The sequence below is a fragment of the Nonomuraea sp. NPDC049637 genome, assembly GCF_040675235.1.
Lineage (GTDB): Bacteria > Actinomycetota > Actinomycetes > Streptosporangiales > Streptosporangiaceae > Nonomuraea.
Map to the genome: position 1 here is coordinate 157,114 of NZ_JBFAOM010000006.1, position 22,388 is coordinate 179,501.

The window sequence follows — 22,388 nt, forward strand, 5'->3', positions numbered from 1 at the left end:
ACGGTCTGAGGAACGTCTGGTCCGGGCCGTTCGTCGTCATTGCGTGAGCCTCTCCCCGGAACTTGACGAACGGCTGCGCGAGGCGTCGGCCAGGATGCACCGCGCCGAACACGTCCGGCGTCTGCGCAGGAACGCCGCGCAGCAGCTCGCGGAGGTCCGCGAGACCCTGAAGGGTCTGGAGTCCGAGCTGGCCGGCGAGGAGCGCGACGTCGCCCGGCTGGAGGGCGGGCTGTCCGCCGTGCTGGCCCGCATGGTGGGCAACCGGGAGGAACGGCTGGCGCGCGAGCGCGCCGAGGTGGTGGTGGCCAGGGAACGCGTGGACGGTCACCGCGCCCGGCTCGCGCAGCTCGAAGCCGACGTCGCGGCGGCCGACGCCGAGCTGGCGGTGCTCGACCCCGCCTCCCGCGAGTACGCGCGGCTGCTGGCCGAGAAGGAGCAGCAGCTCGTCCGGAGCGGCGATCCGCGGGCGCGGAAGCTGGCCGATCTCGGCGCCGCGCTCGACCGGCTGAGCGCCGAGGTGCGCGAGTGCGACGAGGCCCACCAGGCGGGGCAGGGCGCGCACGACGCGCTGGCCGTCGTGCTGCGCCTGCTCGACTCCGCCAGGACGGCCTCCACCTTCGACGTGTTCGGCGGCGGCCTGATCGCCGACGCCTTCGAGCACGACCGGCTGACCAGCGCCGACAAGGCCGCCTGGCACGCTCAGCGGGCTCTGGACGTCTTCTCCCGCGAGCTGGCCGACACCGGCATCGCGGCCCGGCCGGTGATGCCCAAGGTGGACACGCGATGGTTCGTGGACGCCTTCTTCGACAACGTCATCAGCGACGTGCTCAAGCATCAGCGCATCGAGAAGACCAGGGCCGAGGTGCGGAGACTGGCGCAGTGGGTGCGCGAGACCAGGGCGCACCTGAGGGGGCGGCGCGGCCAGTTGCTGGCCGAGCAGTCGCGGCTGCTGACCAGGCGCGAGGAGCTGCTGCGTCCCGAGTAGCCGTTCGTCGAGCGCCACCGATCACTGTCGTCACGGACAGTAGTCATGAGACTGCTCTGCGTGAATGATGGCGAGGACGCCGGCGCCACGGCGCCGTACCTCAAGGGACAGGAACGCGCTCATGCTCCGTACCACGACCAGCCTGACCGGCCTCGCCTCCGCCGCCGCACTCGTCCTGAGCCTGGCGGCCCCCGCCTCGGCCGCGACCGGCACCCTCTACATCAACCGGGCGCAGTACGACGACCCCAGCGGCTGCTACAGCTCCGACAGCGCGAACCCCTTCGTCTACAACCGGACCAACGAGGTGGCCATCGTGTTCCTCCGGCCGGGCTGCGAGGGACCGGTGACCGGGACGGTGCCGCCGAACGACGGCCAGGAGGTGTTCGGCACCAGCGTGTTCATCCGGTAGGGGAAATCGTCCGGCCACGGCCCCGCAGCGTTGTGCGGGGTCGTGGCCGTCGTCGTTCCAGGGAAGGGGCCTCTCACACCGCGGCCGCGCCGGAGGCGAGGGCGACGATGCCGACGACGGTCATCAGGAGCGTCGTGCCGGGGTGCATGGTGATCGAGATGCGGATGTCCTGCTTCTTCCAGACCAGCCAGACGCCGGGGTAGAGGAAGACGAGCTTCGACAGGACCGTCCAGGGGGCCCAGAAGTGGTACACGGAGAACAGGAGGGTGTTGAAGATCGGGGCCCACTTGCCGAGCTGCGGCAGGCGGGGCAGCAGGAAGCCGCGGAAGTAGTACTCCTCGATCAGCGGCAGGGTGAAGCCGGTGAACGGCCCGCAGACGATCAGCGTGGTGAGCACGACCGCCTGGGGGTAGCCCTGGAGGTAGGTGGTGCCGTCGGGGCCGGCGCCCTGGTAGTCCACCCAGGTGAAGAACCAGTCGTAGACGAGGTTGTCCAGCGGGGTCAGCGCGAGCGAGACGACGGTCATCCACACCAGGCACGCGCCCCCGAGCCACATGACCTTGCGGCGCGTGAGCGGCTTGCCGCGGTAGCGGACGACGCCCTCCAGCGTGAAGCGGCCGGTCTGCTTCCTGCCCAGCCACAGCAGGAACAGCTGGAGCGGGAAGAGCACGATCGCGAGGGCCATGGCCCAGGCCGCGAAGATCGGCGCGTCCATCGCCCGCACCAGCGGGGCGGCGACGAACGCGTACACGGCGACGATGGCCGCGCCGGGCACCAGGTGCAGGGCGATGGAGAGCGGGACGGAGTGACGGTCCGCGAGGAGCTTCGCGACGAAGCCTGTCGGGTGGGCGCCGGCCGGGGGCCGCGTTGCTGTGTCCATGCCGGCAATCGTGGCCGGGCGACCCGACACGGCCCTGACATCGTTCTGACACGGCTCCGAGCCCCGTGAAAGGCGCACGTCATGAGGGGCCGGAGCGTCCCCGCGGGGCGGGCAGGCGTCAGGCGGGCCACCGGCCGGTGGTCTTGGCGCTCTCGATCGCGGCGTGGCCCGCCGGGCGCATCCGGCCGGCCGCCGTCAGCGCCTCGGCCTTGGCGACGTTGATGGCGGACCAGGGGCTCCGGCGGGTGCGCGGCGAGTAGCGCTGGAGGTAGTAGTCGCTGTCGAAGGCCCTGCGGTGGCTGTCGATCCAGCCGTGGCACAGCGCTTCGTCCAGGGCCTCGTCGAGGGTGACGGTGGTCGCGGCGCTGTTCTTCTTGGCGATCAGCAGCCAGACGTCGGCGGCGGTCCCGTGGTGCTCGGCGAGCCAGGACTGCCAGGCGGCGGCGTCGTGCAGGATCAGGGCGTCGTCGGTCATCGTGGTCAGCCCTTCCGGCTCGCGAGGACGTTCAGGTAGTGGTGGTTGATCATGACGCCGAGGATGTTGCCGAAGGGGTCGCGGACGGAGGCGGTGGTGAAGCCGGGGCCGCGTTCGGTGGGCTGGTCGTAGGGGGTGGCGCCCATCTCCAGCAGCTTCTTCCAGGTGGCGTCGAGGTCGTCGACGGCCCAGTAGGCGATGGCTCCGCCGTCTTCGGTGCTCCAGCCGTGGGGGGCGTAGCGGGCGTCGATGATGCCGAGTTCGTGCTGGTAGTCGCCGACGCGGAACTCGACGTAGGCGGGGTCGCCCTGTTCGGGGCGCTGGAAGTAGGCGGGGATGTCGAGGAGGTCGGCGTACCAGTCGCGGGCGGCGGCGACGTCGTGGGCGTAGAAGCTGATGGTGGTGAGTCCGCGGAGCATGTCCTGTGGCCTTTCGCGTGGTGGCTGGTGAGATCGATGCTTCCAGGCAAAGTGCTCATCGAATGAGCACTTTTTCTGGCATCGTCGAAGACATGAGAGCGGATCGACTGGTGGCCGTCCTGCTGCTGATGCAGGCGCGCGGACGGGTGACGGCGGCGGACGTCGCCGCCGAGATGGAGGTCTCGGTCGCCACCGCGCGCCGTGACCTGGAGGCCCTGTCGGCGGCGGGCATCCCCGTCTATCCGCAGGCCGGGCGCGGCGGCGGGTGGGCCCTGCTCGGCGGCGCCCGCACCGACCTGTCCGGGCTCAAGGCCTCCGAGGCCAGGGCGCTGTTCCTGCTGCTCGGCCCGGCCGCGGCGATCGCGCCGGAGGCCAAGGCGGCGCTGCGCAAGCTGGTCCGCGCCCTGCCGTCGACGTTCCGGCAGGAGGCCGAGGCGGCGGCGGACGCCGTCGTGGTCGATCCGGCCCGCTGGGGCGAGCACCGCCGTACCCGGCCCGTGCTCGTCAACCTGCTGGAGGACGCGGTGGTCCGGCGCCGGAAGGTCCGCCTCACCTACTCCGGACGGGAGCGCGTCGTCGCGCCGTACGGCCTCGTCGACAAGGACGACACCTGGTACCTGATCGCCGGCACCCCCGACGGGCAGCGGACCTTCCGCGTCGACCGGGTCACCGACGCCGAGGTCACCGAGGAGCCGGCCGAACGCCCGGCGGATTTCGACCTCGCGGCGGCCTGGGACGAGGTCGTCACCGCGATGGAGGCCCGGCGCGCGACGACCACGGCCACCGCGACCGTCGAGGCCCGCTACCTGCGGGTGCTGCGCGACCGCTTCGGCCGCCACTGCGAGGTGATCTCCCGCGGCGACCGGGTCCGCGTCAGGCTCACCGCGCCGACCGCGCTGGACATCGCCCGCCAGCTCGCGGGCTGGGGCGACCTCGTCGTCGTGGAGGGCCCGGAGTCCGTCCAGAAGGAGCTGACGAAGCTGGCCGCCCAGATCGCGGCGCTGTACGGCGGCCTCTGACGGCCCCTACCGGGCGGCGTCGCGCCGGTAGGTGTAGAGGATGAGGCCCTCGTGGAACCTGCCGATCTTGTCGTACAGTGCGCGGGCCTGGGCGTCTTCGAGGGTGTTCCAGTAGAGGCTCGGGTAGCCGTGGGCCTCGGCGTCGCGGGCCACCCACTCGATCACCGCCGTCGCGATGCCCCGCCGCCGGAACCCGGCGTCCACGAACAGGTCCGCCATGTAGCACCGCCCGGCGTACCAGACGCTGGCGTGGAACAGGTAGTGCGCGATGCCCACCATCTCGCCGTCCAGGCGGGCGGTGATCCCGCGGGTCTGCTCGTCGTCGATCAGGCGTCGCCAGGTCCGTTCGTAGGCGTCGTCGTCGCGTTCGGTGTCGAAGTAGGCGTCCTGCCCGCGGGCCAGCACTTCCCAGCGGGCGCGGTCGGGTTCGGTCAGGAAGTCGATCTCCAGCATGGCGCCATCCTGCCGTAGGCCGCCGGTCAGCGGTCGCGGACGAGGGCGAGCATCTCGTCCACCGAACCGGCCGGATCGCTGATCGGGAACTGCACGGCCCGGACGACCGAGCCGGGGTCGGCCAGCAGGGTGAGGCGCTTGAACCGGTCGACGCCGGCCGTCCGGAAGGTCGGCAGCAGCAGCCCGGCGGCGAGCCGGTCGTTCTGGTCGGACAGCAGGGGATAGGGCAGTTTCGCGTGCGCGACGAACGCGGCCAGCTGGTCGGGACGCTGGGTGCTCACGCCGCGGATCGTGGCGCCCGCCGCCTCGAAGTCGGCGAACCGTGACGCGTAGGCGAGGGCCTCCAGGGTGCAGCCCGTCGCCCCGGGGATGTCGGCCCAGCCGGGCGGGTGGTCCTGGGCGCCCGGGGCGAACGCGCCGGGGAAGAAGTAGAGCACCGTCCAGACGCCCGGCGCGCCGGGGGCGACCGGCTCGCCGTCATGGCGTTCCAGCAGGACGTCGGGGATCTTCCGGCCGACCAGCTCGTGCACGCGACGGCTCTCGGCGGAGCCGGTCTCGCTGGTGGCGGTCAGGGCGCCGTCGCCCATCACGTGCCTGGTGCCCCAGTCCTGGAGGGCGATGAGCGCGGGCAGCAGACCTTCGCCCTTCGCCGTCAGCACGTAGTCGTGGCGCGGCGGGCGGGTGGAGTAGGGCCGGCGTTCGAGCACGCCGTGTTCGACCAGCTTGGCCAGGCGTTCGGCCAGGGCCCGGCGGCTGACGCCGAGCTCGCGCTGCAGGCCGTCGAAGCGGGTGGTGCCGCCCGCGATGTCGCGCACGACCAGGAACGTCCACCAGTCGCCGATCACGCCGAGCGCTTGCGCGATGCCGCAGTCGGAGTCGGGGAGATCGGCGCGCTTCACGGGCTCCAGTATAGTGCGTTCCAGTTTGGAACTTACTAGGCGGAGGTGCGGGATGGGGCTCGGCGGCAAAGGCGGCGCGGCCGTCTTCTGGCGGTGGTGGGCGGCCGGCACGACCAGCGGGGCCGGCTCGGCGGTCGGCGCGGTGGCGTTACCGCTGACGGCCCTGAACGTGCTCGACGCCTCCGCGTTCGAGATGGGCCTGATCGCCGCCGCCGGTTACGTCGCCTGGATCGTGATCGGCCTGCCCGCCGGGGTGATCGTGCAGCGGCTGCCGATGCGGACGGTGCAGGTCGCCGCCGACCTGGCGCGCGCCGCGGCGGTCGCATCCATCCCGCTGGCCTGGTGGCTGGACGAGCTGACCATCGCCCAGCTGGTGATCGTGGCCCTGGTGATCAGCTTCGCGAACGTGCTCTTCGACGTCGCCAACGCGACCTTCCTGCCGTCGATCGTGAGCAAGGAGCAGTTGCAGTCCCGCAACAGCCTGATCTCCGGCACCCACGCCACCACCCAGCTCGGCGGGCCGTCGGTCGGCGGTGTCGTCGTCCAGCTGCTCGGGGCGGTGCCCACCCTGCTCGTGGACGCGGTCAGCTACCTCGTCTCGGCCCTGCTGCTGCGGACCCTGCCCGACCGCCGCCCCGAGAGCCCCGACAGCCGGCCGCCCATGCGCGAGATGATCCGCGAGGGCTGGCGGTTCGTCGCGCGTCACCCGGTCATGGGTCCGTGCATGTGGGCCGCCACCGCGGTGAACACGGTCTGCGGGGCGCAGCACGCGCTCTACGCGCTCTACCTGGTACGCGAGCTGCACGCCGAGCCCGGCCTGGTCGGCCTGCTGCTGGCGGTGGAGGGCGTCGGCACGCTGGTCGGCGCGGCGTCGGCGAGCCGGCTCACGGCCCGGTTCGGCACCGCCCGTACGCTGGTCGGCTCGGGCTTCGTCGCGGTGGCCGGAGCGCTCGTCATCCCGCTCGGCGACGGCCGGCCGGGCTTCGCCGCGTTCGCCGTCGGCAACGTGGTGTTCGCCGGCGGCGTCGTGGTGCTCAGCGTGCTGACCAGGACGTACCGGCAGCTCGCCAGCCCGCCCGAGCTGCTGTCCCGGGTGATGGCCACGGTCCGTTTCGTCTCCTGGGGCGCGATCCCGGTCGGCGGGCTGGTCGCGGGGGTGATCGCCGGGCTGCTCGGCGCGCGGGCCACCCTGTTCGTCTTCGTCGTCGCGGCCGTCTGTGCGCCGCTGGTGCTGCTGGCCTCGCCGATCCGGCGCCTGCGCGACCTCACCGACCATCAGGAGAGCACCGCAGGCTCGCAGGGCGTGCCGATCACATGATGATTCGCGGAAGTGGCGGTGACGTCACGGCGATCTTGCGGCGACAGGATCACAGCCATGAAGCGCATCCCCCTCTTCCTCTCCACCGCCGCGCTGCTGACGCTGGTCGCCACGCCGGCCCAGGCCGCCGCGCTGCGCCCGATCGTCGTGCAGCCGTACGGCGACCTCACCGAGGGCGTCACCGTCGCCCCGGACGGCACGATCTACGTCGGCCTGCTGACCAAGGGCGAGATCAGGAAGGTCGACACCACCGGCACCGACAGCCTGCTGGCCGCCCTGCCCATCGGTGAGGGCAAGCTGAACGGCCTGGCCACCGACCGCCAGGGCAACGTCTACGCCGCGCTCAACTCCGGTGCAGCCGCCACCAACGGCATCTGGCGGATCACCCCCTACGGCGAGGCCAAGCTCTACGCCGCGCTGCCGATCGGCTTCGCCAACGGCCTGGCCTTCGGCCCCGACCGCGCGCTCTACGTCACAGACACCACGAACAGCGTCGTCTACCGCGTGACCGACGGCAAGGCGGCGGTCTGGGCCAAGTCGTCCCTGTTCGTCGGCTCGGACGGCACCGGGGCGAACGGCATCGCCTGGCGTTCGGGCGCGTTCTACGTGGCCGTGTCCGACGAAGGACAGATCGTCCGCGTCCCGTACGGCAAGGGCGGCAAGGCCGGCGTGCCGACCGTGTACGTCAAGGACGCCAAGCTGGCCGGCGCCGACGGCGTGGCCTTCGACGTGCGCGGACAGCTCTACGTGCCGAGCTACACGGGCAACACCCTCAGCATCGTGCGCACCGGCGGCGGCGTGGAGGTGCTGGCCGACAAGCTGGACAGCCCGGCCAGCCTGGCCTTCGACGGCAGGGCGCTCTACTTCGTCAACATCGGCGGCAACGGCGCGCCCAGCCTGATGAAGACCAAGGTCAAGCTCCCCGGCCAGCCGCTGCTGCGCGGCTGACCCCGCTCCCGCCACCGTCGGCCGGCGGGCCGATCAGGCCGAGGAACGCCGCGGCCGCCGCGGACGGGTGGGCGCCCCAGATCAGGTGCTCCACCCGGGCCGGGGCGTCGCGGAGGCGGACGAGGCCGAGGTTCGGAAAGCGGGGGGCGTACGCGGCGGGGAGCAGGCCCACGCCGAGGCCGTGCCGGACCAGGTCGACCATGAACTCGGCGGAGGTGACCTCGAAGGCGACCTCGCGGTGGACGCCGGCCGCCGCGAACGCCACGTCCGACTGGATGCGCCCGGCGTGACCGGCGCGGAAGTCGATGAACGGCTCGTCGGCGAGGCCGCGCAGGTCGCTCTCGCCACCCGCGAGTGGGTGGTCCGGCGCGACGACGGCGACCAGTTCGCCCCTGGCCAGCGGGCGGCTCTGGACGGCCTTCGGCTCCGCGCGGGTCGGCAGGCCGAGGAAGGCGACGTCCGTCTCGCCCCGCCGGACGCGTTCGATCAGGTCTTCGCTGCCGGCGGAGACCAGCGTGATGCGCACCCGCGGGTGCCGGCGGCGGAACTCCTTCAGCACGACCGGCAGGTCCACGGCGGAGACCGTGGGGATCGAGCCGACCGCGAGCCGCCCGCGGATCTCCCCGCTGGCCGCCGCGACGTCGGTGCGCGCCCGGTCGGCGGCCTCCAGGCAGTCGCGGGCCGCGGGCAGGAACGCCTCCCCGGCCGTGGTCAGCCGCACCCGGCGGCTGGTGCGCTCGAACAGCCGGGCCCCCAGCTCCCGCTCCAGGGCGGCGATCTGGTGGCTGAGCGCCGACTGCACGACCCGGCAGCGCTCGGCGGCGCGGGTGAAGTTGCTGGTCTCGGCGACGGCGAGGACGTACCGCAGCTGCTGAAGCTCCATGGATCAATCGTGTCAGACGATCGATCGTGATGAAAACTATGTGTTGGACTCATCGATGGAGTGTCGGCAGGCTGGTCGCATGACGCAAACTCTTTCTCCGCAGGCGACGCGCTCCGCCTTCCGGGCGTGGGCGGGGGTCGCCGCGATCACGGCCAGCCTTTTCGTCTTTCTCACGACCGAGTTGATGCCGGTGGGACTGCTGACCCCGCTCAGCGAGGATCTGGGCATCTCCGTGGGCGCGGCCGGGTTGATGGTGACGTTGCAGGGCGTGTCGGCCGGGCTGGGCGTGCCGTTCATCGTGGCCTGGTCGCGGCGGGTCAACCGGCGGGTGTTGTTGTCGGTCCTGCTGGCGGTGCTGGCCCTGGGCAACCTGGTGACCGGCATCGCGCCGAACTACGGCGTGATCCTGACGACGCGGCTCCTGCTGGGCTTCGCCAGCGGCGTGTTCTGGGCCATCGGCGTGAGCATGGCGATGCGGCTGGTCGAGGAACGGCACGCCAACCGGGCCGCCGCCATCGTGATGTCCGGCATCTCGATCGCCACCGTGGTCGGCATCCCGCTCGGCACCTTCCTGGAGAGCCTCACCGACTGGCGCACCACGTTCCTCATCTGGAGCGGGCTGAGCGGGCTGGTGTTCCTGGCGGTCGCCTTCGCGATCCCGTCGCTGCCGTCGGCGAACGCCGTCTCGGTGCGCGAGGTGTTCGGGCTCCCGCTGCGGAACGTGCCGCTGCGCATGGTGCTGTTCACGGTGGTGCTGTTCGTGCTCGGCCACTTCGGGGCCTACACCTTCGTCCGGCCCTTCCTGGAGGCCAACGCGGGCGCCTCGCCGCTGCTGGTGACCGGGGTGCTGATGGTGTTCGGGGTCGCCGGCGCGATCGGCAACTTCGTCGCCGGGCACACCGTGAGCCGCAGCCTGCGGGGCAGCTTCGTCGTCGGCGCCGCGGGGCTGGTGGCGGCCATGCTGCTGCTGCTCGCGATCGGCGGCAGCGCCACGGGGGCGATCGTGGCGCTGGTCGTCTGGGGGCTGTCGTTCGGGGTGGTGCAGCTCGCCCAGGTCAACATGACGCTCGCCGCCGCGCCGGAGACCTTCGAGGCGGCCATGTCGCTCAACACGATGGCGTACAACACCTCCATCGCGCTCGGCGCGCTCTTCGGCGGGCTGTTCGCCGACAACGTCGGCGTCACCAGCGTCGTGTGGTTCGGCGTGGCGCTGACCGCTGGCTCGCTGCTGCTCAACCTCGCCACCGGCCGGCGGACCTCGCGGTCCGTCCAGCCGGTCGCGTGAACGACGGGGACGCCCGCCTCACGGCAGTCGCCGCGCGGCGGTCGCCTCCCAGGTCCGCAGGTACGATTCCGCGCCGCCCGCCAGGTCACGGACGATGTCCTGACCGGCGAGCAGGCGCATGTCCTCGATCCAGTCGGGGACCAGGCCGTAGTTGGCCACGCCGTCGACGTTGACGTCCCAGACCCGCTGCCCGGTGCGCTGGCGGTCGAGGCGCACGCTCCCGTCGAAGGACGTGAACGGGTACGTCACCGGGTTCGCGGCGTTGCCCGCGCGCGGGGCGGGCAGGCGGCCCATGCCGTTGACGTCCAGGCCGTAGCCGTATCCGGGCACGTTGTACTGCTGCCGCAGCGGCGCGGTGCGCCGCCACTCCGCGACGAAGTCCGGGGAGTTGTGGCCGTACTGGGTGATCATGCCGCCGAGGGCGTAGATGCGGCCGAAGAAGCCCGGGTCGGCCCAGCTGTGGGAGGAGATCACGCCGGGGTAGCGGGCCGCCTCCAGCAGGCCGAGCGTCTGGGCCGCGGCCTTCACGCTCATGTGGTCGATCTCCACCATCATGCCGCGCCGGATCAGCCCCTGGACCATGTACGTGCCGAGCGAGGTCAGCCCCCGGGTGTTGCAGTGGGGCGCCGGCGGATACAGCGGCAGCGAGACGCCCGGCGGCAGCAGCCGCGCGATCTGGTCGGGCAGCACGCCGGCCGGGTCGATGGTGTTGTCGTGCTCGGGGCCGGTGCAGGTGCGGGCCTGCCAGAACGAGCCGGTGGACAGCAGGTTGCCGACGTTGACGATCGCGCCCTGGGTGCCGGAGTCGAAGCGCACGCCGCACAGCGCGTTGTCGTACTTGTGGCAGACGAACATGCTGCGCACGCCGAGCGCGTACATCTCGTCCAGGCCCCGGTCGATCTGGGACTTCGTGCACTGCGGGATGCCGAGGATCTGCCGGCAGCCGAACGGCTCCGACGTCTCGATCCCGAGGACGACGGTCAGCTTGCCGGCCGCGGCCACGCTCCTGGCCTCCGCGGGGTCGTTCACGAGGCGGAACCAGCCGCGTCCGGGGCCGCCCGACTCGGCGTCGATGTGGTCCTGCAGCTCGCGGGCCCGCTGGGCCTGCAGGCGGATGGACGTCATCTCGTCGCAGGAGTACTTCTTCAGCGGGTAGATCGCGCACAGCTGCCGGTTGGCCACCAGGTCGTTGACCAGCACCCGGAGCCCGCCGCGCCAGGCGCGCTCGACCCAGGTGTAGTACGCCTGCTGGTGGGTCAGCGAGTCGTGGGCCGGCCAGTCGCGGAAGGTGGGCCAGCCCACCGGGTCGTGGGTGCCGGTGGGCTTGCCGGTCCTGGTGAAGTTCTCGTACCAGGCCAGCTCGCCGTTCGGGTAGTGGTCGGGGCAGTCGGTCAGCGCGTGCTCGATGCCGTCGGGGTCGAACGGCTTGCCGCACATGAGCATGCCGCCGAACGTCTCGTAGGAGAACAGGTGGCTGTGGCCGTCCACGAAGCCGCTCACGGCGGCGGCGTGCGCGGCGGCGGTCGGGACGGACGGCGCGACCAGCGCGCCGGTCAGGAGAAGGACGGCTGCGGCCGCCCGGCGGATGAGACGGTGGAACACGGGACCACCTCCCAGGCTGCGGTACCGGGGTCGCCGCAAGCATCCACCGCCGGAAGGGTCCCGGCAAGACCGAACATGAGCTGATCTCATCTAAATCCGCTCTAAATCCGCGACCGAAATGTCAGGCGCCCACGTCGTCGGCCAGGCGGCCGAGGTAGGCGCCGAACCGCCGCCGGTCCGGCTCGTCCCAGGACGCGGTCAGGTCGTCGAAGACGTGCCGCTGCCATTGCCGGGCGGCGGCCAGCAGGGCCTCGCCGCTGCCGGTGACCCGCAGCGCGGCCCGGCGGCGGTCGTGCTCGCTGGTCTCGCGGACGAGATGGCCGGCGGCGACGGCGTCCCTGACCATGCGGCTGGCGCCCGAGTGGTCGAGGCCGAGCTGGTGGGCCACGGTGGCGACGTCCGCCTCGCCGGGGGAGCTGCGCACCGCCTCCAGGACCAGGACGTGCCCGGCCACTACGCCTTCCTGCTGGACGACGACGCCTTCGACGCGCTCCTGGCCCGGCTCGCCGCCGACCCGGACGTCGAGTACGGCTCGGGCCCCTGGAACGGCTGGGACCGGCGGACCAACGACCTGGGCGGCGGCAGGGGCGTCTACGTGCGCGACCCGAACGGCCACAGCTACGAGTTCTTCACGGCCGTTCCATGAGTTTTCCGCATGGGAGCCGTTGAACCCGGGCCGCGGGGGACGGCGTACACCCTGACGACGAGCACCGAGCCGGAGGACGGCGATGGACAGTCAGGGATGGGGTGGCGGGCTGGCCCTGCGGCCGCGCGACTACCTGGGGATGGGCGAGCCGCTGGCCGACGTGGTCGCGGCGGCGGGGCCGTACGAGGGGGAGGCGTTGCACCGGCTCGCGCTGGGCACGGCCGCCACCATGGCCAGGCTGCATCTGACCGGGATCGCGGGGCTGCGGCTCGGGCCGCACAACGTGCTGGTCGGGCCGCTCGGCGAGGCGTCGTTCGCGCCCGGCCCGAGGAGCAGCGACCTCCCGCCGGCCGACGTGCGCGAGTGGGCCGACGTGATCGTCTTCGCCGCGGCCGGGCACGCCGGGCACGTTAGGGGCGGCGCGGGCCTCGATCGGTTGCCGCCCGTGCTGCGCGGCCTGGTCGACCGGTGCCGCCGGCCGGACCCGGCCGCCCGGCCGACGGCCATCGAGCTGGTACGCGTCCTGCTCGGGCACGCGGCCTCGGCCCGGCACGCCTCGGTGCGCGACCTGCTGCGCGAGGCCGAGGCGTGGGCCGGCCCGCACGAGCCGGCGCGTCCGGAGGCACGTACGGAAGCACGTCCGGAGGCGCGGTCGCGAGCGGCGGGGCGGCACGGGCGGGCGTCATCGGGTGAATGATCAGCTTTTATCGTTGAATGAACAGGTGGGGCGATTGATGCAAATCCCGTATCTTGTTCCTCGCCCGTGCTAGGGCAATAATTCAATATCAGTAGTTATCCGGGCGACATTTCATGATGTACGCAGCGCGAGGAGTCGCCGCGTGAATCATCGTGTGACCGACGAGGCCATGGTGCGGGCCCTGTACCGCGAATACGGGTCCCCGCTGATGGCCTTCGCCGTGCGGCTGACGGGCGGCGACCGGCGCTGGGCGGAGGACGTCGTCCAGGAGACGCTGGTACGCGCCTGGCGCAACCTCGGGGACCTGCGGACCGACAACGGCTCGTTGATGCCCTGGCTGGCCACCGTGGCCCGCCGGGTCGTGATCGACGACCGGCGCCGGGCCGGCACGCGTCCCCTCGACACCGTGGAGGAGGTCCCGGAACGGGCGAACGCCGTGGCCGCCGAGGACGACCGCCTGCTGCGCGAGATCGTGGTGACCGACGCCATGCTCTCGTTGTCGCCGGCGCACCGCCAGGTGCTCACGGAGACCTTCCTGCGCGATCGTACGCTGCAGGAGGCCGCGGAGACGATCGGCGTGCCCGTGGGCACGGTGAAGTCCCGCGTGTACTACGCGATGCGGGCGTTACGCGTCGCATTGGAGGAAAGGGGGGTGGGGCTCCCGTGAACGAAGTGCACCACGAGGACGTGGCGGCGTACGCGCTGGGCCTGCTGGACGACGACGAGCGCAACGCCTTCGAACGCCACCTGCACGGCTGCCCGAGCTGCGCCGGCGAGGTCGGCGCGTTCGCGGCGATGGGGGAGCTGATGCGCGGCGTCGACCCCGACGACCTGCGCGCCGGGCCGGTCGAGTCGGAGCTGGAGTCGCCGGTCGAGTCGCTGCTGGTGCGCCGGGCCGCCGTGGAGCGCCGCCGCCGTGCCCTCCACCGGGGGCTCATGTCGGCCGCCGCGTGCTTCCTCGTCGCGACCGGCGTCTTCCTCGCCGTCAACGCGGCGACCTCGGGCCCCGACCCCGACAGCGTGCACAGCCCCGCCCGCGCCCTGCTCATGACCGGCCGCACCTACCCGGTCAACGACCCCGCGACCGGCGTGTCCGGGGTGGTGGGCGTCGAGGACAAGGGCTGGGGCACCCACGTGGCGCTGGAGCTCAAGGGCGTCAAGGGGCCGCTGAAGTGCCGGCTGGTGGCCTTCGGCGACGACGGCCGCTCGGAGACCGTGGCGAGCTGGGGCGTGCCCGACAAGGGGTACGGCGTCCCGGGCGCCCCCGACCCCCTGCTGCTGCACGGCGGCACCAGCCTCACCCAGGACGACCTCAACCACTTCACCATCGAGACCCTGGACGGCCGCATCCTCGCGACCGTGCAGGTGTGACCGCCTACCATCGAGCGATGCGCATCGACCTGCACAGCCACAGCACCGCCTCCGACGGCACGCAGCCGCCGGCCGACGTGGTGCGCCGCGCCCGCGAGCGCGGCCTCGACGTGCTCGCGCTGACCGACCACGACACCGTCGCCGGCCACCGGGCGGCCGCCGAGGCGCTGCCCGAGGGCCTGACGCTGGTGCCGGGCATGGAGCTGTCGTGCCGGCGGGCCGGGCAGAGCATCCACCTGCTCGCCTACCTCTTCGACCCCGCCGACCCCGAGCTGCTGGCCGAGTGCGAACGCATCCGCCAGGCCCGCGAAGAACGCGGCAGGCTGACCGTCGAGCGGCTGGTCGAGCTGGGCGTGCCGATCACCTGGGAGCAGGTGTCCGCGGTGGCCGGCGACAGCCCGGTCGGACGGCCGCACATCGCCCGCGCCATGGTCGCCGCGGGGGCCGTGGCCGCGCCGGAGGAGGCGTTCACGCCCGAGTGGATCGGCGCGGGCGGCCGCGCGCACGTCACCCGCTACGCCCTCGACCCCGTACGCGCGGTCCGCCTTGTGCGGTCGGCCGGCGGGGTGCCCGTGCTGGCCCATCCGAAGGCGGTCCGGCGTGGCGAGGCGGTGCCCGACGAGTGGATCGCCGAGCTGGCCGCGGCCGGGCTCTTCGGCGTGGAGGCCGACCACCTCGACCACGACGACGAGGCCCGCGCCCGCCTGCGCCGCCTCGCCGCCGGGCTCGGCCTCGAAGTGACCGGGTCGAGCGACGACCACGGCGAGCTGACCGGCCACCGCCTGGGCTGCGAGACCACCGACCCCGAGGTCTACGCGCGCCTGCTCGCCGAGGCGAAGGGCGCCGCACCGATCACGGGCCGTTGAGAGCGGCCCGATCAGGGGCCGTTGAAGGCCGCACCGATCACGGCGCGCTGAAGTACGTGGTGAACCAGTCGCGGGCGTGTTCGGCGACGCTCTCCAGCGCGCCCGGCTCCTCGAACAGGTGGGTGGCGCCGGGCACGACGGTCAGGCGGTGCTCGGCGCTCAGATGCCGCTGCGCCTCCTCGTTCAAGTCGATCACGATCGGGTCCCGGCCGCCGACGATGAGCAGCGTGGGCGCGCGTACCGCGGCCAGCCGCTTCCCGGCCAGGTCCGGCCGCCCGCCGCGGGAGACGATCGCCGCGATCCGGTTGTCCGGCTCGGCCGCCGCCCACAGGGCCGCCGCCGCGCCCGTGCTCGCGCCGAAGTAGCCGATCGGCAGCCCCGCCGCCTCCTCGTGCCCGCGCAGCTCCTCCGTACGCTCCAGCAGCCGCCCGGCCAGCAGCCCGATGTCGAACACGTTGGCCCGGTCGGCCTCCTCCTCGGGCGTGAGCAGGTCGAACAGCAACGTCGCCAGGCCGGCCCTGTTCAGCACCTCGGCCACGTAACGGTTGCGCGGGCTGAGCCGGCCGCTGCCGCTGCCGTGCGCGAACACCACCACCCCCCGGGCGGCGTCAGGGACGACCAGGTCGCCGGTCATGCTTCACCTCCGACGGGCGCGCTGCCCCGCTGCGCCACAACCTTGCCGCTACCCAGGCACGGCGACCTCTATCCACCGCTCGAATGGGCATTGACCTGGGAGTATGAACAAAGAGCCGGGGCGCAAGCAGCAGAGCGCCGGCGCGCCGCTCGGGCGGATCGTCTCGGGCGCGGCGGCCGGGCTCGCGCGCCTGCGCGCCCAGGGGTTCCGGGAGTGGCTGAGGGCCGAACGGGAGGCGTTCGCCCAGACGGTCAAGGTGACGCTGGCCTGCGTGTTCGGGTGGTGGCTCGCCACGTTCGCGCTGAAGGTGCCGCTGCCCGTGCTGGTGCCGATCGGGGTGCTGCTCACGGTCTCGGCGACCGCCTACAGCACGGTCGTACGCGGGTTCCAGCAGGTCGGGGCGGTCGTGGTGGGGGTGGCGGCGGCGTCGGGGCTGATCTGGCTGATGGGCGTCAACGCGCTGACGCTGGGCGTGCTGGTGGCGGCCGGGCTCGTGCTGACCCGGCTGCTCAACCTGCCGGCCCAGAACGTGCAGATCCCGATCACCGCCCTGCTGGTGCTCTCGCTCGGCCGCACGTACGGCTTCGCGCGCCTGGCCGACGTCCTGCTCGGCGCGGCCATCGGCATCGCGGCGAACCTGCTCATCCTGCCGCCGCGCTTCGTCGAGCACGCCGCCAGGCAGTTGTGCGACATGTCGGCCGAGCTGGCCGACCTGGCCCAGGACATGGCCGACGGGCTGAGCGGCCACTGGACCGAGGACATGGCCCGCGACTGGCTCGACCGCGCCCGCGAGCTGTCCCAGCGCCTGGAGGAGACCAAGGACACCGCCGACCAGGCGGCCGAGTCCCTGCGCCTGACCTTCCGCCGGCGGCGCCGCTACGACCGGCGCCTGCGCCAGTCGGCCGAGGCCGCGACCTGCCTCGACCACGCCGGGCACCAGCTCAGGAGCATCGCGCGCGGGCTGGTGGACCTGATCGCCGGCGCCCGCGGCCTGCCCGGCGAGAAGGCCGCCGACCTGCCCGAACCCCTGGCCGGCGAGCTGCGCGCGCTGTCGCGCATCTTCCGTGACTTCGGCCTGATCCAGGTGGGCAAGGCCGCGTCCAGGGACATGGCGAACCTGTGCGCGGCCCTGCGCGAGGGCGAGCACCAGCAGCGCCACCTGGCCGCCGAGCTGGCCGGCTCCCCGCCCAAGGGCCCCCTGTGGCCCCTGTACGGCGCCCTGCTCGACGACTGCGCCAGGATCCGCCACGAGTTCGACCCCGACACCGGCCCCCACCAGTCCGCCTTCCCCTGACCCCGCCCCTGCCCCCGCCACTGACCCCCGCCTTCCCCTGACGCCGGCCCGACCGGGCCGACGACACCCTCGCCGAGGTCGTCCGCCGCCGTGCCCCCGTTCAGGCCAGGAGCAGCGCGGTGACGAACTGGAGCAGGTGCCAGGCCACGTACGCGGCCAGCGAGCAGAACGCCCACTCCTTGCTCCTGCTCACCCGCGCCACCCAGACCAGCACCTCCACCGGTTCGGACCGCGGCCTGACCGCCCGTGCCGCGAAGTAGGCCGCCATCAGCCAGGCCGCCCCCGACGCGGTGAGCAGCCCGACCGAGAGGGCGACCAGCACCCCCGGCCCGGCCGGCGGGTCACCCGGCGAGAGCTGACGGGTCCAGGCCGCCAGCACCCCGGCCAGCAGGCCGAGCGTGACCCGCCGATCCCTGCGCGCCTGTCGCTTGAGTGACTGCAGGTCTCGGCGCATGTGGTGCTTGAGCATCCGGATCACCTCCGTGTCGTCGCTGGTGGCACCAGCTAACGAGAAGGCGCGGAGAAGATCTGCGACCTCACTTCCGAGATTTCCCGACTTTTAGCGGCTTTTCAGGAGAGCTCCCGCAGCTCCTGCGCCGCCCGCCGGCCCTCGAAGACGTCCCCCACCTCGTCCAGCGTGCGCACCGCCTCGGCCAGATGGGCCACCGCCGCCGCGCGGTCCCCGAGCCTGGCGGTGATCAGGCCGAGCGCCCTCAGCGCGCACCCCAGGTCGCGCCGCGTCCCGCACTCCAGGTGCACGTCCCTGGCCTGCTTGGCGTGCACCAGCGCCTCCTCGGCCCGGTCCAGGTCGAGCAGCACCATGGCCAGCGTCGTGAGCGCCGCCCCCCACCGGTCCCTGGTGCCGGTCTCGTTCTGCAGCTCGGCGGTCTGCCTGGCGTACTCCAGGGCCGCCGCGGGCTCGCCGCCCGTGTGCAGGGCCTGCGCGATCGACAGCAGCGCGCTGGCCCTGTTGTCGCCCGTCTCCTCCCTGAGCGCCAGCGAGGCCCGCGCTGCCCGCAGCGCCTGCTCGTGCCACCCCAGCGACAGGTACGTGTACGCCAGCGTCTCCTGCACGTCGGCCTCGGCCCGCCGGTTGCCCAGCCCCTGGACCAGGTCCAGGGCCTCCAGCGCGTACACGAAGGCCACCTGCGGCTGGCCCTGGCGGCGGCGCACCCGGGCCAGCCGGTTGAGCATGCGGGCCTCGACGGGCTCGTCGCGGATCACCCGGCTGATCCCGAGCGCCTGGTTCAGGTAGTCGTCGGCGCGCAGGTAGTCCGACAGCCGCCAGTGCACCAGCCCGATGTCGCCGAGCGTCTCGGCCTTGCCCTGCTCGTGGTGGAGCTCGACCTGCACCGCCAGCGCCTGCTCGTAGCAGGCCAGCGCCTCGTCGTAGCGCGAGCCGTTGCGCGCGATGCGGCCCAGGGCGCACAACGCCCGTCCGCAGCCGTGCTGGTCGCCGGTGGCCGTGTACCCGGCCAGGGCGCGTTCGGCGTCGCGGCGGGCGTCCTGCTGCAGCCGGAGCCGGTCGTAGATCTCGGCCAGGCAGAGCAGCGTCTCGGCCTCGGCGTGCTCGTCGCCCAGCTCGTGGCAGATCGACAACGCCTCCAGGCCCTCCGACAGCGCCGCGTCCGGCTCGCCCAGGCTCTGCCGGACCCGGGCCGAGACGATCAGGCTCTGCGCGGTGCCCCTGCGGTCGCCCAGCTCCTCCCGCACCCGCAGCGCCTGGCCGGCGTACCGCAGCGCCAGGTCGTGCCGTTCCCGCGACAGGTGCAGCAGGGCGAGCGTGTGCAGGCACGTCGCCACGCCGGCCAGGTCGCCGATCTCCTGGTACACCTCCAGCGCCTCGCCCGCGCGGCGCAGCGCCGCGTCCCTGTTGCCCGCGATGCCGTGCACCTCGGCCAGGTCGTTGAGCGCGCGGGCCAGCCCCGCGCGGTCGCCCAGCGAGGTGAAGTCGGCCAGCGCCTCGCCGATGAATCTGGCCGCCAGCGTGGACGGCCCGATGTCGCGGTGGATCGAGCCGAGATGGCTGCGCATGAGCGCGACGGCCCGCCGGTTTCCCACCTGGATGGCCGAGGTCAGCCCGGCCTGCTGCACCTCCAGGTTGTTCTCGTAGTACCGCAGCCTTCTGAACGGCTCGAACACCGCCTCGGCGAGCTGCCAGGCCATCCCGTACGCGCCGCTCTCCTCGGCCAGCCGCACCGCTGAGACCAGCGACCGCCGCTCGGCCTCGAACCACTCGCGCGGCGTGTCCGGCCCCGTCGCGACCGCCAGGTAGTGGTCGAGCAGCCGCACCCTGGCCTCGCGCACCCCCGCCTCGGCGTGCCGGCCGAGTTCCCTGGCCTGCCACTTGACCAGGTCGTGCACCCGGTACCGCGACCCGGGCAGCGGCTCGACCAGGTACGCCCGGTGCAGCCCCTCGACCGCCGCGACCGCCTCGCCCACCGGCACGCCCAGCGCCGCCGCCAGCACCTCCGGCGCGAAGTCCCGTCCGGGAAGCAGCCCGACGTGCCGGAAGGCCCGCCGCTGGGCGGGGCTCAGCGACTCGTACGCCAGGTCCAGCGCCGACCTGAACGCCTCCTCCGGGTCCCCGGCCAGCGGCCGGTCCGGCGTACGCAGCTCCGCCGCCCGCGCCCGCACGCTCAGCCCCGGATCCTCGGCCAGCTTGGCCGCCGAGATCCGCAACGCGTACGGATGGTACGAGCACACCCGGGCCAGCTCGGCCAGCGCGTCCCGGTCGGCGGCCCGCGGCGAGCCCTCGCCGAGCACCGACACCAGCAGCGCCACCGCGTTGCCCGGGTCGAGCACCGACAGGTCCATGAGGTCGGCGTGCCCGGTGGCGCGCAGCGGCGCCATCCGCGTCCTGCTGGTCACCAGCACCACGCAGTCCTTGCCGCCCGGCAGCAGCGCCCGCACCTGGGCCGGGTCGGCCGCGTTGTCCAGGACGAGCAGCAGCCTGCGCCCGGCGATCCTGCTGCGGTAGAGCAGCATCAGCTCGGCCTCGTCGGAGGCCGGCATGTGCTCGCCGACGCCGAGCGAGCGCAGGATCTGCCCGAGCGCCTCCGCCGAGCTCATCGGCGGCTGGGTCGGCGAGTGGCCGCGCAGGTCGATCATGATCTGGCCGTCGGGGAACCGGTCGGCGTGCAGGTGGCCCCAGTGCGTCACCAGCGCGGTCTTGCCCACGCCGGTCAGGCCCTGCACGACCATGGTGTTCGTCCGCCGCGGCCGGTCCAGCCAGGCCGTGAGCAGGTCGAGGCTCTGCTGGCGGCCGGTGAAGTCGGACACGTCGGCGGGCAGCTGGCGCGGCTTCGGCAGCTCGCCGACCGGCAGCGGCCCGGCCTGCGCGCCCGGCCGCGTGAGGAACGGCGTCACCCGGCCGCGCCACGGCTCGGACAGGTGCTCCCAGGCCCCCGCGGCCTCGCGCAGCGCCACCGCGTCGGCGATCCGCAGCCTCCGGTACCCCGGCCGCACCAGCCAGCCGCGCCTGACCCACTGCGTGAGCTGCCGCTGCACGACGTCGGGCGCGCTGCCCACGAGGTCGGCCAGCGTCTCCATGGACAGCGGGGGCGCGGTGGGGGAGGCCAGCTCGTACCGCTCGTCCAGGTGCAGCAGCCACACGGCCAGACGGGCGGCGACCGGGGCCCGGGCCAGCGCCTCGTGCCTGCGGGCCGCCAGGTTCCTGGCGAACAGCTCCTGGACGAGCGCGGTCGCCACTGCCGGGCCCGCCGAGGCGTGCTCGCGTAACCGCCGCAGGTCGATGGGCCAGGCCCGGACCTCGGTCAGGGCGTCCACCTTGACGCGCTCGCCGGGGCTCCAGAAGGCCAGCTCGCCCACCAGGTCGCCGGGGCCGCGCAGGTCGTGCACGACCTCCCGGTCGCCGCCGGGGACGTGCTCGCGGGCGTACCCGTGGTCGATCAGGTGGACGCGGTTGACCGGCCGGACCGGAGAGCAGATCAGCTCGCCGCGGCGGAAGAGGCGAAGGCTCGCGCCCTCGTCCACGAGTGACCTGAACAGACCCACGCCGCCACCACCACCAATCTTGGGGACGGCGGTGTCCTCGACATGACAGGTTGGAAACAGTCCCAACGACAAAGTGTCACATCAGGCGAACACGGGTCAACGGATCACACGTGCGCCGAATCGCTGCGATCGGGCACGAACCGGTAGCCGACGTTGCGGACGGTCCCGATCAGCGACTCGTTCTCGGTGCCCAGCTTGGCGCGCAGCCGCCGGACGTGCACGTCGACCGTCCGAGTGCCGCCGAAGTAGTCGTAGCCCCAGACCTCCTGCAGGAGCTGGGCGCGGGTGAAGACCCGGCCGGGATGCTGGGCCAGGTACTTCAGCAGCTCGAACTCCTTGAACGTCAGGTCGAGCACGTTCCCGCGCAGCCGCGCGGTGTAGGTGGCCTCGTCGATCGACAGGTCGCCGCTGCGGATCTCGTCGGGGACGTCCTCGGCGGCGGCCTGCGACCTGCGCCCGGTCGCCATGCGCAGCCGCGCCTCCACCTCGGCGGGCCCGGCGGTCTCCAGCAGCACGTCGTCGACCCCCCACTCGGCGGTCATCGCGGCCAGGCCGCCCTCGGTCACCACCACCAGCAGCGGGCAGTCGATGCCCGTGGTGCGGATCAACCGGCACAGGCTCTTGGCCTGCACGAGCTCCTTACGCGCGTCCACGACGACGGCGTCGGCGGGCGGCGTGTCGATGAGCACCGACGCCTCGGCCGGCGAGACACGGACGGAGTGGAGCAGCAACCCCAGCGCCGGCAGCACCTCGGAGGACGGCTCGAGGGCGTTGGTCAGCAGCAGCAGGTTGCTCATCACGGCCTCCTCTAACACACAAGGACCCGGAGGCGACGTCGCCCAGGTCCTGTACGCGAGGATATCCCACGGCTTAGTCGCGTCCATTGCGCGTCCACCAGATGAACAGCGGGCCCTTTGAAACAGGCGTGTTAAGGGCGTCGCACAATAGAGCGAAGGCGATTGTGAGGCAACGCGTGGCCACAGGAAAAGTACGTTATTGGGCGGCGGCCAAGGAGGCCGCCGGAGTCGCGGAAGAGTCGTTCGAGGCGGCGACTCTTGAGGAACTGATGACCAAAATCACACAGAACAGGGCCGAGCTCGCCCGGGTGGTCGGCCGTTCGTCGTTCCTCGTGGACGGCGCCCCCGTGGGCCGGCGCGCCCACGACACGGTGGTGCTCGGCGAGGGCGTCACGGTGGAGGTGCTGCCGCCCTTCGCCGGCGGGTGATCGACGGCTCCGGCGGGGAAGGAGACCGCCGGATCGATAGGCTCGACACCCCCGCCGACGACA

General features: G+C 72.8%; 25 protein-coding genes. 13 read left to right on the forward strand and 12 right to left on the reverse strand.

All coding sequences use genetic code 11. The annotated features are described in order from the left end of the window. Nucleotides 1–43 precede the first annotated feature (43 nt). Nucleotides 44–985: a hypothetical protein gene (locus AB0J71_RS11210; RefSeq protein WP_364413865.1), complete on the forward strand. Its 942-nt coding sequence runs from the start codon at nt 44–46 to the stop codon at nt 983–985. Nucleotides 986–1,106: 121 nt separating this feature from the next. After that, a complete protein-coding gene (locus tag AB0J71_RS11215) occupies nt 1,107–1,394 on the forward strand; it encodes a hypothetical protein (RefSeq protein WP_352319820.1) in 288 nt (95 codons plus the stop codon). Nucleotides 1,395–1,467: 73 nt separating this feature from the next. Here the strand turns inward: AB0J71_RS11215 and AB0J71_RS11220 are convergent, their stop codons facing one another. From AB0J71_RS11220 to AB0J71_RS11230, 3 genes are all read right to left on the reverse strand, one after another. After that, nucleotides 1,468–2,274 (reverse strand): CPBP family intramembrane glutamic endopeptidase, encoded by an 807-nt coding sequence (locus AB0J71_RS11220; protein WP_352319818.1) that lies wholly within the window; start codon nt 2,272–2,274, stop codon nt 1,468–1,470. A 118-nt stretch (nt 2,275–2,392) separates the two neighbouring features. Beyond that, nucleotides 2,393–2,749 (reverse strand): hypothetical protein, encoded by a 357-nt coding sequence (locus tag AB0J71_RS11225; protein WP_352319816.1) that lies wholly within the window; start codon nt 2,747–2,749, stop codon nt 2,393–2,395. Nucleotides 2,750–2,754: 5 nt separating this feature from the next. Next, nucleotides 2,755–3,168, reverse strand: a complete 414-nt coding sequence (locus tag AB0J71_RS11230; protein WP_364413867.1) for a VOC family protein — start codon at nt 3,166–3,168, stop codon at nt 2,755–2,757. Nucleotides 3,169–3,260: 92 nt separating this feature from the next. On the opposite strand from AB0J71_RS11230, the gene AB0J71_RS11235 reads away from it, so the two are divergent. Further along, complete coding sequence (locus tag AB0J71_RS11235; RefSeq protein WP_352319813.1) at nt 3,261–4,187, forward strand: WYL domain-containing protein; 927 nt, start codon at nt 3,261–3,263, stop codon at nt 4,185–4,187. Between the two features lie 6 nt (nt 4,188–4,193). On the opposite strand, the gene AB0J71_RS11240 is transcribed toward AB0J71_RS11235, so the two are convergent. Together AB0J71_RS11240 and AB0J71_RS11245 are read right to left on the reverse strand one after the other, a co-directional pair. Continuing rightward, nucleotides 4,194–4,640: a GNAT family N-acetyltransferase gene (locus tag AB0J71_RS11240; protein WP_352319811.1), complete on the reverse strand. Its 447-nt coding sequence runs from the start codon at nt 4,638–4,640 to the stop codon at nt 4,194–4,196. Nucleotides 4,641–4,666: 26 nt separating this feature from the next. After that, nucleotides 4,667–5,539: a winged helix-turn-helix transcriptional regulator gene (locus tag AB0J71_RS11245; RefSeq protein WP_364413869.1), complete on the reverse strand. Its 873-nt coding sequence runs from the start codon at nt 5,537–5,539 to the stop codon at nt 4,667–4,669. Between the two features lie 52 nt (nt 5,540–5,591). Between AB0J71_RS11245 and AB0J71_RS11250 the strand changes: the two genes are divergently transcribed. Together AB0J71_RS11250 and AB0J71_RS11255 are read left to right on the forward strand one after the other, a co-directional pair. Further along, nucleotides 5,592–6,857: an MFS transporter gene (locus AB0J71_RS11250; protein ID WP_364413871.1), complete on the forward strand. Its 1,266-nt coding sequence runs from the start codon at nt 5,592–5,594 to the stop codon at nt 6,855–6,857. A gap of 57 nt (nt 6,858–6,914) precedes the next feature. Further along, complete coding sequence (locus AB0J71_RS11255) at nt 6,915–7,805, forward strand: hypothetical protein (RefSeq protein WP_352319805.1); 891 nt, start codon at nt 6,915–6,917, stop codon at nt 7,803–7,805. Here AB0J71_RS11255 and AB0J71_RS11260 read toward each other — a convergent pair. After that, nucleotides 7,771–8,688, reverse strand: a complete 918-nt coding sequence (locus AB0J71_RS11260) for a LysR substrate-binding domain-containing protein (protein WP_364413873.1) — start codon at nt 8,686–8,688, stop codon at nt 7,771–7,773. The genes AB0J71_RS11255 and AB0J71_RS11260 overlap by 35 nt on opposite strands. Nucleotides 8,689–8,767: 79 nt before the next feature. Between AB0J71_RS11260 and AB0J71_RS11265 the strand changes: the two genes are divergently transcribed. Continuing rightward, on the forward strand, nt 8,768–9,973 hold the full coding sequence (locus AB0J71_RS11265; protein WP_352319801.1) for an MFS transporter: 1,206 nt from the start codon (nt 8,768–8,770) through the stop codon (nt 9,971–9,973). 18 nt (nt 9,974–9,991) lie between these two features. Here the strand turns inward: AB0J71_RS11265 and AB0J71_RS11270 are convergent, their stop codons facing one another. After that, nucleotides 9,992–11,575, reverse strand: coding sequence for a Coagulation factor 5/8 type domain-containing protein (locus tag AB0J71_RS11270; RefSeq protein WP_364413875.1), 1,584 nt, complete (start codon nt 11,573–11,575; stop codon nt 9,992–9,994). Nucleotides 11,576–11,696: 121 nt separating this feature from the next. Then, nucleotides 11,697–12,029: a MarR family winged helix-turn-helix transcriptional regulator gene (locus AB0J71_RS11275; protein ID WP_352319797.1), complete on the reverse strand. Its 333-nt coding sequence runs from the start codon at nt 12,027–12,029 to the stop codon at nt 11,697–11,699. On the opposite strand from AB0J71_RS11275, the gene AB0J71_RS11280 reads away from it, so the two are divergent. The 5 genes from AB0J71_RS11280 (at nt 12,018) to AB0J71_RS11300 (ending at nt 15,155) form a co-directional block, all read left to right on the forward strand. Beyond that, entirely contained in the window at nt 12,018–12,221 is a 204-nt protein-coding gene (locus tag AB0J71_RS11280; RefSeq protein WP_352319795.1) for a hypothetical protein, read from the forward strand. The genes AB0J71_RS11275 and AB0J71_RS11280 overlap by 12 nt on opposite strands. Nucleotides 12,222–12,303: 82 nt before the next feature. Next, nucleotides 12,304–12,918: a hypothetical protein gene (locus AB0J71_RS11285; RefSeq protein ID WP_364413877.1), complete on the forward strand. Its 615-nt coding sequence runs from the start codon at nt 12,304–12,306 to the stop codon at nt 12,916–12,918. Between the two features lie 172 nt (nt 12,919–13,090). Beyond that, nucleotides 13,091–13,585 carry a sigma-70 family RNA polymerase sigma factor gene (locus AB0J71_RS11290; RefSeq protein WP_352319848.1) on the forward strand — a complete coding sequence of 165 codons (495 nt, stop codon included), beginning with the start codon at nt 13,091–13,093 and terminating at the stop codon, nt 13,583–13,585. After that, nucleotides 13,582–14,289 carry a zf-HC2 domain-containing protein gene (locus AB0J71_RS11295; protein WP_364413879.1) on the forward strand — a complete coding sequence of 236 codons (708 nt, stop codon included), beginning with the start codon at nt 13,582–13,584 and terminating at the stop codon, nt 14,287–14,289. The genes AB0J71_RS11290 and AB0J71_RS11295 overlap by 4 nt, the downstream gene beginning before the upstream one ends. Before the next feature lie 17 nt (nt 14,290–14,306). After that, nucleotides 14,307–15,155: a PHP domain-containing protein gene (locus AB0J71_RS11300; protein ID WP_364413881.1), complete on the forward strand. Its 849-nt coding sequence runs from the start codon at nt 14,307–14,309 to the stop codon at nt 15,153–15,155. Nucleotides 15,156–15,192: 37 nt separating this feature from the next. On the opposite strand, the gene AB0J71_RS11305 is transcribed toward AB0J71_RS11300, so the two are convergent. Next, a complete protein-coding gene (locus AB0J71_RS11305) occupies nt 15,193–15,789 on the reverse strand; it encodes an alpha/beta family hydrolase (protein WP_352319787.1) in 597 nt (198 codons plus the stop codon). A gap of 103 nt (nt 15,790–15,892) precedes the next feature. Here AB0J71_RS11305 and AB0J71_RS11310 point away from each other — a divergent pair, with 103 nt between their 5' ends. Further along, a complete protein-coding gene (locus AB0J71_RS11310; protein ID WP_352319786.1) occupies nt 15,893–17,083 on the forward strand; it encodes an aromatic acid exporter family protein in 1,191 nt (396 codons plus the stop codon). A 100-nt stretch (nt 17,084–17,183) separates the two neighbouring features. Here the strand turns inward: AB0J71_RS11310 and AB0J71_RS11315 are convergent, their stop codons facing one another. The 3 genes from AB0J71_RS11315 to AB0J71_RS11325 form a co-directional block, all read right to left on the reverse strand. After that, the gene (locus AB0J71_RS11315) at nt 17,184–17,552 is read right to left on the reverse strand and encodes a hypothetical protein (RefSeq protein ID WP_352319784.1); all 369 of its coding nucleotides are present in this window, start codon (nt 17,550–17,552) and stop codon (nt 17,184–17,186) included. A 101-nt stretch (nt 17,553–17,653) separates the two neighbouring features. After that, entirely contained in the window at nt 17,654–21,100 is a 3,447-nt protein-coding gene (locus AB0J71_RS11320; protein ID WP_364413883.1) for a tetratricopeptide repeat protein, read from the reverse strand. A gap of 104 nt (nt 21,101–21,204) precedes the next feature. Then, nucleotides 21,205–21,897 (reverse strand): response regulator transcription factor, encoded by a 693-nt coding sequence (locus tag AB0J71_RS11325; RefSeq protein ID WP_352319780.1) that lies wholly within the window; start codon nt 21,895–21,897, stop codon nt 21,205–21,207. Nucleotides 21,898–22,073: 176 nt separating this feature from the next. Here AB0J71_RS11325 and AB0J71_RS11330 point away from each other — a divergent pair, with 176 nt between their 5' ends. Further along, on the forward strand, nt 22,074–22,325 hold the full coding sequence (locus AB0J71_RS11330) for a MoaD/ThiS family protein (protein ID WP_352319778.1): 252 nt from the start codon (nt 22,074–22,076) through the stop codon (nt 22,323–22,325). Nucleotides 22,326–22,388: the final 63 nt, after the last annotated feature.

What these genes read in the sequence shown, in the direction of transcription:
- AB0J71_RS11215 (WP_352319820.1), top strand. Translation starts at nt 1,107, where the DNA reads ATGCTCCGTACCACGACCAGCCTGACCGGCCTCGCCTCCGCCGCCGCA.
- AB0J71_RS11220 (WP_352319818.1), bottom strand. Translation starts at nt 2,274, where the DNA reads ATGGACACAGCAACGCGGCCCCCGGCCGGCGCCCACCCGACAGGCTTC.
- AB0J71_RS11225 (WP_352319816.1), bottom strand. Translation starts at nt 2,749, where the DNA reads ATGACCGACGACGCCCTGATCCTGCACGACGCCGCCGCCTGGCAGTCC.
- AB0J71_RS11230 (WP_364413867.1), bottom strand. Translation starts at nt 3,168, where the DNA reads ATGCTCCGCGGACTCACCACCATCAGCTTCTACGCCCACGACGTCGCC.
- AB0J71_RS11235 (WP_352319813.1), top strand. Translation starts at nt 3,261, where the DNA reads ATGAGAGCGGATCGACTGGTGGCCGTCCTGCTGCTGATGCAGGCGCGC.
- AB0J71_RS11240 (WP_352319811.1), bottom strand. Translation starts at nt 4,640, where the DNA reads ATGCTGGAGATCGACTTCCTGACCGAACCCGACCGCGCCCGCTGGGAA.
- AB0J71_RS11250 (WP_364413871.1), top strand. Translation starts at nt 5,592, where the DNA reads ATGGGGCTCGGCGGCAAAGGCGGCGCGGCCGTCTTCTGGCGGTGGTGG.
- AB0J71_RS11255 (WP_352319805.1), top strand. Translation starts at nt 6,915, where the DNA reads ATGAAGCGCATCCCCCTCTTCCTCTCCACCGCCGCGCTGCTGACGCTG.
- AB0J71_RS11260 (WP_364413873.1), bottom strand. Translation starts at nt 8,688, where the DNA reads ATGGAGCTTCAGCAGCTGCGGTACGTCCTCGCCGTCGCCGAGACCAGC.
- AB0J71_RS11265 (WP_352319801.1), top strand. Translation starts at nt 8,768, where the DNA reads ATGACGCAAACTCTTTCTCCGCAGGCGACGCGCTCCGCCTTCCGGGCG.
- AB0J71_RS11285 (WP_364413877.1), top strand. Translation starts at nt 12,304, where the DNA reads ATGGACAGTCAGGGATGGGGTGGCGGGCTGGCCCTGCGGCCGCGCGAC.
- AB0J71_RS11300 (WP_364413881.1), top strand. Translation starts at nt 14,307, where the DNA reads ATGCGCATCGACCTGCACAGCCACAGCACCGCCTCCGACGGCACGCAG.
- AB0J71_RS11305 (WP_352319787.1), bottom strand. Translation starts at nt 15,789, where the DNA reads ATGACCGGCGACCTGGTCGTCCCTGACGCCGCCCGGGGGGTGGTGGTG.
- AB0J71_RS11310 (WP_352319786.1), top strand. Translation starts at nt 15,893, where the DNA reads ATGAACAAAGAGCCGGGGCGCAAGCAGCAGAGCGCCGGCGCGCCGCTC.
- AB0J71_RS11315 (WP_352319784.1), bottom strand. Translation starts at nt 17,552, where the DNA reads ATGCTCAAGCACCACATGCGCCGAGACCTGCAGTCACTCAAGCGACAG.
- AB0J71_RS11325 (WP_352319780.1), bottom strand. Translation starts at nt 21,897, where the DNA reads ATGAGCAACCTGCTGCTGCTGACCAACGCCCTCGAGCCGTCCTCCGAG.